Raw genomic sequence first — 6,212 nt, 5'->3', positions numbered from 1 at the left:
TCCAGTCAGCCACGCACCCGAAATATCGATAAGCCCAGACACCTAGTTAGCTAGAGATGGTGTCCGCATAGTCGGACACCCTCTCAAAGTCTACGTAGCTGACTAGATGACATTGCCGAACGCTTACAATGCGAGTCTGATTCCAGTTTCTAATTCTGCTAGTCGTCCGAAAAAGCTCCACTAATGTAGCCCTGTTCTTGCGGAACACCTTCATCTGATCACGTCGTTGGATAAGGTACGGTTTATAGCCTTTGAGTCGTCGTATCGCTGGGAGTGGAAGCCGATAGGCTTCTATGCTCTCGTCAGCTTTCGCTCCCTTTTCGCCGTTCTTACCTGCAGGCTGGCGAGCTTCCTGATACATATCGAGCCAAGTTTCATTCAGCGTGACGCTGACTTCGAAAACCTTTTCGATCCATTCAGATGCCAGCTGAAACTGCTCGTCAGTGATGCAGGCAAAGCCGTTGGCCTCGAAATTGGTGGAGAACGCCGCCTGGGTCAGGTTGGATGAGCCTAGTAACGCATAACACTTCCCATCAAGTTCTTTCCAGAACATTGCCTTGGGATGAAACCCATTGATTGATTCCGCTACCATGAACTCCTGATGGCGATCGGCGGGGAGCCACTTCATAACTGCTCTGCAGGCGTCCTTTCGGGTAATACCAAAGTCTTTACCAACGATGAAAAGAAACGACTCACACTGGCTCCCGAGCTCCTCTGCGATACCCCATTCCGTGAGATATGCGCTGACAATGTAAAGCTCTTTCGATTTGCTTAATGCTCGTTGGTAGATTTTTTCCAGGCAGAGGCCTTCAGATTTTTTCGGAAGCAGAATCAGTTCCATATGACGTCCGTATCAGGAGGGGTAGAGAGTTCGGGGTTTGCGTTAGGCCGACAACGTCGAGCTTGGTGCGAGTTCGAGTGTCCTAAAGGAGCGGTGATCAGCATCTGGAAATCCATCAATTACTATCCGAGCACCACCGTCCCACTTGTTGAAGGTGCCTGTCCGACACCCTTGGGCGACTGCATAGTATCTGGGCTTCTTTGCCAGCGTGAACAATCTTCTCCGATTTGTGCCCACTTCCGTGGTATGCGAGAACAGGCAATTCCAAGTGAGTTCCCTGACAGTCACCCGCTGTCCAAGCGATCAGTGATTACACCTCGGGACTTGGACAATGTCGACTTTCTTGCCTTGAACCCCGAGGACAGCAGCAGACATCGGCTGGAAGCAGCAATGCGTGACGACGGGGTCGAGTTGAAAATCCGAGTTGAAACGCCCTATGCCCATACGCTGTGTGAGCTGGCATTGTTGGGTATCGGAGTGGGATTGGTTAACCCCGTTGCGGCCCGTGACTTTTTGGAGCGTGGGCTGATTGTCAAACCGTTCAGCGTTGACGTTCGATTTGCCAGCCTTTTGGTGTTTCGTCCTGGCAAACCTCTACCTGCGAACGCTCGCCAATTCATTCGTGCTCTGCGTATTCGCCTGGATGCGAAAAGGATTTGAAGCAATTGCAGATAAAGCTGGAGGAGACATGTTGAGTCTATGGCGCTTCAGTCCGGCTCCAGACCAGAGCATCGAGCGACCTGACCATTCGCCCATCACAAGTCCTTTTAAAAGCCAAAAGCAGCTAGTGTTTGTCGGCAAAATGCTGCGGAGGCTCAACGACTGCGCCTAGTGGCACTTTGATCGCAAATTTCTTAACGGCAAGCCACGAAGACGCTATTCTTGGCGCTGGAACCTGAGTACTGCTCCATTCGCTCCTACTCTTCTCAGGTCGTGCCTATCAACTAACGGAACTAGCCTGAAAGGTGACTCGATGAAGGATATAAACACACCAGTACCAACAGCGAAGCGTTCTGGAAAGTTGATTCAAGATGTAAAGGAGGGCAAACCGCTTGAGTTTGATAAAAGTGGATTTTTGGGCTTTCTAAAAAGCCTTAATCCCTTGCAATTTGCGTCTGAGACAATAGCGCAGCTCGTTCACTATAAACATCAGATTAAAATTCTTGAAACTGAACAAAAAAGAATTGAAGCAGAGGCTGGAATTAGGCATCACCAAATTGATGCTGCGCTACAGGCGGGACTGCAGCTGCTGGCTGAGCGACGAGTTGCGATGCAAATGGCTCTTCAAGTTGTAAGTAAAGACTTGGAAAACTCTCACCTTGAGAAGAAGCGCATTCTGGACTGCATTGATAATTTAGTAAAAAATATAACCGACCCAGGTCTCTCCTTCGAAGAAAAGCAGCTTTCTCATACGGCGATAGCAATGTTCACAGAAACATTGAAGGGGATTGGGGAGCAAAGCATTATCAAATTGGATTTGATAGCAAAAAACACTCAAAAAGCACTTGAGGCAATGCCTCGCAGTGACTTGATCCTAACGTTTAGTGATGGAGAGTAAAAAGGATGCTTCCTATCTTAGCAGGGCTTGCTCTTGTTGGGGCGGGGTTATGGATTTACAACGAGTTGCAAGAGCAGGCGGGTGCTGAGCGTGAGCGCTGGTATACAAAAAGAGAAGAGGTGCAGAGAAGCATTGAGTGGCATGAGGAAGAAATAAGGAATCATTTGTCCTCAGCCAGACATTCTTATGATTTCAAAGTCCTTGTAGATATGCACTTTTCCTGCATGAAGGTTGCCGACCAAGCATACTCTCTGCTGAAAGATGCAATAGTGTCCCTTGAGAAAATCGGCGAAGCCATCACGAAGACTAAAGAACAGAGGGAGCTGCTTTTTGAAAGAAAAAAAGCATCAACAAACTCTGGCGAAAAGGCTGAAATTCAACAGGAAATCTCAAGTATTCAGGAGCTTAGATCAAAGCTTTTCAATGACAAGGATGAGATCAAGAGACAGAGGGATGACTTCCTGCTTAAGGTTAAAGACCTGAACTCAAAAACGCATGATCTGAAGATTAGTATTCGCGATAGAACCGGGTTCAAAGGCCAAGACTGGTACGCCCGTTTAGAAGCGAGGAAAGCCTCCAGAAACGCATGAGGTGTTCTTTCAGGAGGCGCGCTCGAAGCGCGCCTTCCCCTGTTCAAACGTTGATTCTCATGATGCGCCTTAAAGGGCTTCTAATCGTTGAGGTCAGGCATACTAAATATCTGTCATCGACAATTCCGCTACAAATACACGGGTCTGCTGCAGTATCCTCAGACGCCTATGTCGAGCTGCATTCGCCATTCCAGGAAGTCTTCAGGCAGTGCATCCAAAGGCATGGCCTGAACGATGCCTCGTAGCAGATGGCTGGAATGACAATGAAGTATCGCAACCTTTGTGGGGTCTTCACCCAGAAACGCCTGATTCGCGCCCGCCATACGCTGTCCATTACGCAGTGCATCAAGTGCCTCGTTACCAAGCCATTCGAGTCGCAGAAACCCGTACGTGTTGACCTTTCGAGTTTTGACATATCCCGTCAGAAGCGTGGCCACGAGTTGCTCCAGGCCCTGTGCCCCGAAGGTTGTCACGGCCAATTTCCAAAGTTGTCCTTCGAGCGGAGTCGTGATTTTCATAATGACGCCAGAATGAACAAAGCGTGAATCACCGGTCTTGGGCTTGAACGCCTCAGCACTATGTCGGCGTGATTTCGATAGAGTGCAAAGACAAGCATGTTGAATTTGGGGGCTGGAGGAGGAGGGGTCAAACGGCGAACCCGTGACTGAGCCTTTCGAGTTCAGACTTCACGAGTTCGTATCCCGCCTCAGTGTGCGCTGCTTGCAACCGTGAGCACCCAACGACTCCAACCATTGGCTGATTTAGCCAATGGTCGGCTTTCGCTTTGTTGCCAAATACGAGCTTGGCTTGCTGTTGGATCAGCGCGTCATACTTCATTTCTGGCTCTCGGGAGGTCGTCGTCATACGCTCGAATTTAGCGTGCAGACGAGGTAGATGCTGGCGTCTTTGCGCAATATTCGCGGAACGTCTTGATGCCACGTTTGATGATCAGCATAGGTTTGATCATGAACTTGTAGCTGAACCACAAATTCAATGCGATCCACGAAAGCTGGTAAATCGAACCTTGAAAGCGTCCTGGGTTTGCGCTGTTTTCCCATAGAAGATGCGCTACGAAGAGCGTGAAAATGCCGACCATCAGGGGGGCAAGACTCAACCGCCCCAAAGACAATGCAATAAAGGGAATATTCACAACCGAACGAACGGGTTCTCCCTCGACTTGAATAGCCCAGATTCTGCTGACTTTGTCTTTGCCGAACTGGGATGTCACTCGAACCCGATCACCCGCCTTTACATGCGCATCCAGCACATCCGGGATTTCCAGCGCTTCGAGTTTTTTGCCGTCAATTTTCCAATAGTGGTAGCTGACCATGTCGCCCCCGGAGCCACGGGATTTTTCGTCGAGCCGACCATCTGTGATTTGCATTTCCTTCATCTTGAGTCCCTGTCCGTGCGCTTAGATTGATGGCAAAAGGGTATTTCTGCTGAATACTAAGTAATACTTAGCATATCGTCAAAGCGAATCTAAGACTCTCTTGTCTTTTGCGGCAAGAGAAATGACGACGATAAGTAAGCGCCTAAAAGAGGCACGCCAAGCGAGAGGTTTTTCCCAGGAGCGCCTTGGGATAGAAGCCGGAATCGAGCCCGCATCAGCGTCCCCGAGGATGAATCAATATGAGAAGGGGGTTCATCAGCCAGGGGAGAGCATCGTTCAGCAAATTGCTGCTGTGCTGAATTACCCAGCGGCGTACTTTTACTGTGAGGACGACGAAGAGGCGCACCTGCTGCAGTGCTTTCACCTACTGAAAGGGAAGGATCGCAAGGAGGTGATTGATCTGGTGGAGAGGTTAGCTCTGAGTAGCTGAGACATCGTCAGAGATCTGAATTTGGATTAAATATCGAGATTTGGATGTAGGCTTCGGCTCCCAGTTTTAATGGAGTTGGGTTCCTCCGGCTCTAGTACCCATTCATGGGTTCATTTAATGACGATTGAATGGACTGCCGTTTGAGCGGATATGGTTGGTGTCTTTGATCGATAGAGCGCAATTCAGCGAATGGAGTAAGGCACGTTGAGTGATTATCAGGGAATGCGGTGGTTCAGTGGCGCCATCGGCAAGCGGCTGTACACTCTCCACATTCGCCCGACTATCTAGACGCCCCCCTCTGACAAGGAAAGACGATGATCACGAAGATCAAGGTTAAGGGTTACAGGATCCATCGCGACTTTGAGCTGGAACCGAACCCGAGGATCAATCTACTTGTCGGGGGGAACGATGCGGGGAAATCCTCGTTGATGGAGGCCATTGCTCTTGCGATGACCGGACGCATCGGGGGAAGGCCTGCAGCAGAAGAACTCAATCCATATTGGTTCAACACAGCCGTAGTGTCTGACTTCTTGACCGATCTCCTAATCGGAGAGGCGACTTGGCCCACAATTGAGATTGAGCTGTTCCTCGAAAACCGACCCGACCTCCAAGCCCTTTACGGTGTGCATAACAGCGCCATTCCTACGCAGGCGTGTCCAGGCGTGGTATTCCGCGTCGCACCCAACCCTGAATACGACGCAGAGCTTCAGGCCTGGACGGAAAATCCGTCGATGCTGCTACCGGTGGAGTACTACAAGAGTAAGCGAGCGGTAATCACACCTCTCTGAGAGTTGACCTGTTGCGTGAGCAACACAGCGAGTGGCACTGGATATGATGCGGCCCAGGCCCTCTGGGCCTGGGCCGCTAGCCGTTACTTGTAAGCACCAGCCGAATAAATCAGCTCGTAGCTGTGGCTATAGATTTCCAAAATGTTACCAAAGGGATCTTCCATATAGACCATGCGGTACGGCTTCTCGCCAGGAAAATACTCGCGTACAGGCATGCGCTGCTTGCCGCCAGCAGCAACAACCTTGGCGGCCAGTCCCTCGACGTCTGGATCTTGGACGCAGAAGTGGAAGATACCGGTCTTCCAGTATTCGAAGTTGTTCTGCGGCTTTTCGGCATTGCGAAACTCAAAGATTTCTACACCGATCCGATCACCTGTGGACAGGTGTGCAATACGGAACGAACCCCAGCCGGCACCAAATACATCGGTACACATGATTCCGATAGCTGATTCGTCTTCAGTGATCGTGGTCGGCGGCATGATCAGATACCAGCCCATGACCTCTGTGTAGAACTTCACAGCGGCGTCTAGATCAGTGACAGATAGGCCGAGATGAGAAAAGCTGCGTGGGTAGACGAATGACATAATTTGTACCTCTTGAGCGTTGGTGATG

10 protein-coding genes are annotated in these 6,212 nt (G+C 50.1%); 5 read left to right on the top strand and 5 right to left on the bottom strand.

The features are described 5' to 3' along the window. Positions 1 to 46: 46 nt before the first annotated feature. On the bottom strand, positions 47 to 841 hold the full coding sequence (locus CKW21_RS15915; RefSeq protein ID WP_095194890.1) for a phospholipase D family protein: 795 nt from the start codon (positions 839 to 841) through the stop codon (positions 47 to 49). Between the two features lie 42 nt (positions 842 to 883). Beyond that, positions 884 to 1,078 carry an RNase H1/viroplasmin domain-containing protein gene (locus CKW21_RS15910; protein WP_256590241.1) on the bottom strand — a complete coding sequence of 65 codons (195 nt, stop codon included), beginning with the start codon at positions 1,076 to 1,078 and terminating at the stop codon, positions 884 to 886. Positions 1,079 to 1,087: 9 nt separating this feature from the next. Between CKW21_RS15910 and CKW21_RS15905 the strand changes: the two genes are divergently transcribed. From CKW21_RS15905 to CKW21_RS15895, 3 genes are all read left to right on the top strand, one after another. Continuing rightward, the gene (locus CKW21_RS15905; RefSeq protein ID WP_095194889.1) at positions 1,088 to 1,501 is read left to right on the top strand and encodes a LysR substrate-binding domain-containing protein; all 414 of its coding nucleotides are present in this window, start codon (positions 1,088 to 1,090) and stop codon (positions 1,499 to 1,501) included. 313 nt (positions 1,502 to 1,814) lie between these two features. Further along, positions 1,815 to 2,399: a hypothetical protein gene (locus CKW21_RS15900; RefSeq protein ID WP_095194888.1), complete on the top strand. Its 585-nt coding sequence runs from the start codon at positions 1,815 to 1,817 to the stop codon at positions 2,397 to 2,399. Positions 2,400 to 2,404: 5 nt separating this feature from the next. Beyond that, entirely contained in the window at positions 2,405 to 2,989 is a 585-nt protein-coding gene (locus CKW21_RS15895) for a hypothetical protein (RefSeq protein ID WP_095194887.1), read from the top strand. A 158-nt stretch (positions 2,990 to 3,147) separates the two neighbouring features. On the opposite strand, the gene CKW21_RS15890 is transcribed toward CKW21_RS15895, so the two are convergent. Together CKW21_RS15890 and CKW21_RS15880 are read right to left on the bottom strand one after the other, a co-directional pair. Then, positions 3,148 to 3,507 carry a hypothetical protein gene (locus CKW21_RS15890; protein WP_095194886.1) on the bottom strand — a complete coding sequence of 120 codons (360 nt, stop codon included), beginning with the start codon at positions 3,505 to 3,507 and terminating at the stop codon, positions 3,148 to 3,150. A 356-nt stretch (positions 3,508 to 3,863) separates the two neighbouring features. Then, positions 3,864 to 4,382 (bottom strand): hypothetical protein, encoded by a 519-nt coding sequence (locus CKW21_RS15880; RefSeq protein WP_095194884.1) that lies wholly within the window; start codon positions 4,380 to 4,382, stop codon positions 3,864 to 3,866. A 121-nt stretch (positions 4,383 to 4,503) separates the two neighbouring features. Between CKW21_RS15880 and CKW21_RS15875 the strand changes: the two genes are divergently transcribed. Both CKW21_RS15875 and CKW21_RS15870 read left to right on the top strand, forming a co-directional pair. Then, positions 4,504 to 4,812: a helix-turn-helix domain-containing protein gene (locus CKW21_RS15875; protein WP_095194883.1), complete on the top strand. Its 309-nt coding sequence runs from the start codon at positions 4,504 to 4,506 to the stop codon at positions 4,810 to 4,812. A 314-nt stretch (positions 4,813 to 5,126) separates the two neighbouring features. Further along, positions 5,127 to 5,600, top strand: coding sequence for an AAA family ATPase (locus CKW21_RS15870; protein WP_095194882.1), 474 nt, complete (start codon positions 5,127 to 5,129; stop codon positions 5,598 to 5,600). An 83-nt stretch (positions 5,601 to 5,683) separates the two neighbouring features. On the opposite strand, the gene CKW21_RS15865 is transcribed toward CKW21_RS15870, so the two are convergent. Then, positions 5,684 to 6,184, bottom strand: a complete 501-nt coding sequence (locus CKW21_RS15865) for a lactoylglutathione lyase family protein (RefSeq protein WP_095194881.1) — start codon at positions 6,182 to 6,184, stop codon at positions 5,684 to 5,686. Positions 6,185 to 6,212 lie beyond the last annotated feature (28 nt).

It is taken from the genome of Pseudomonas sp. Irchel 3A7 (assembly GCF_900187565.1).
Taxonomy (GTDB): domain Bacteria; phylum Pseudomonadota; class Gammaproteobacteria; order Pseudomonadales; family Pseudomonadaceae; genus Aquipseudomonas.
This window is presented reverse-complemented; position numbering and strand designations above follow the sequence as displayed.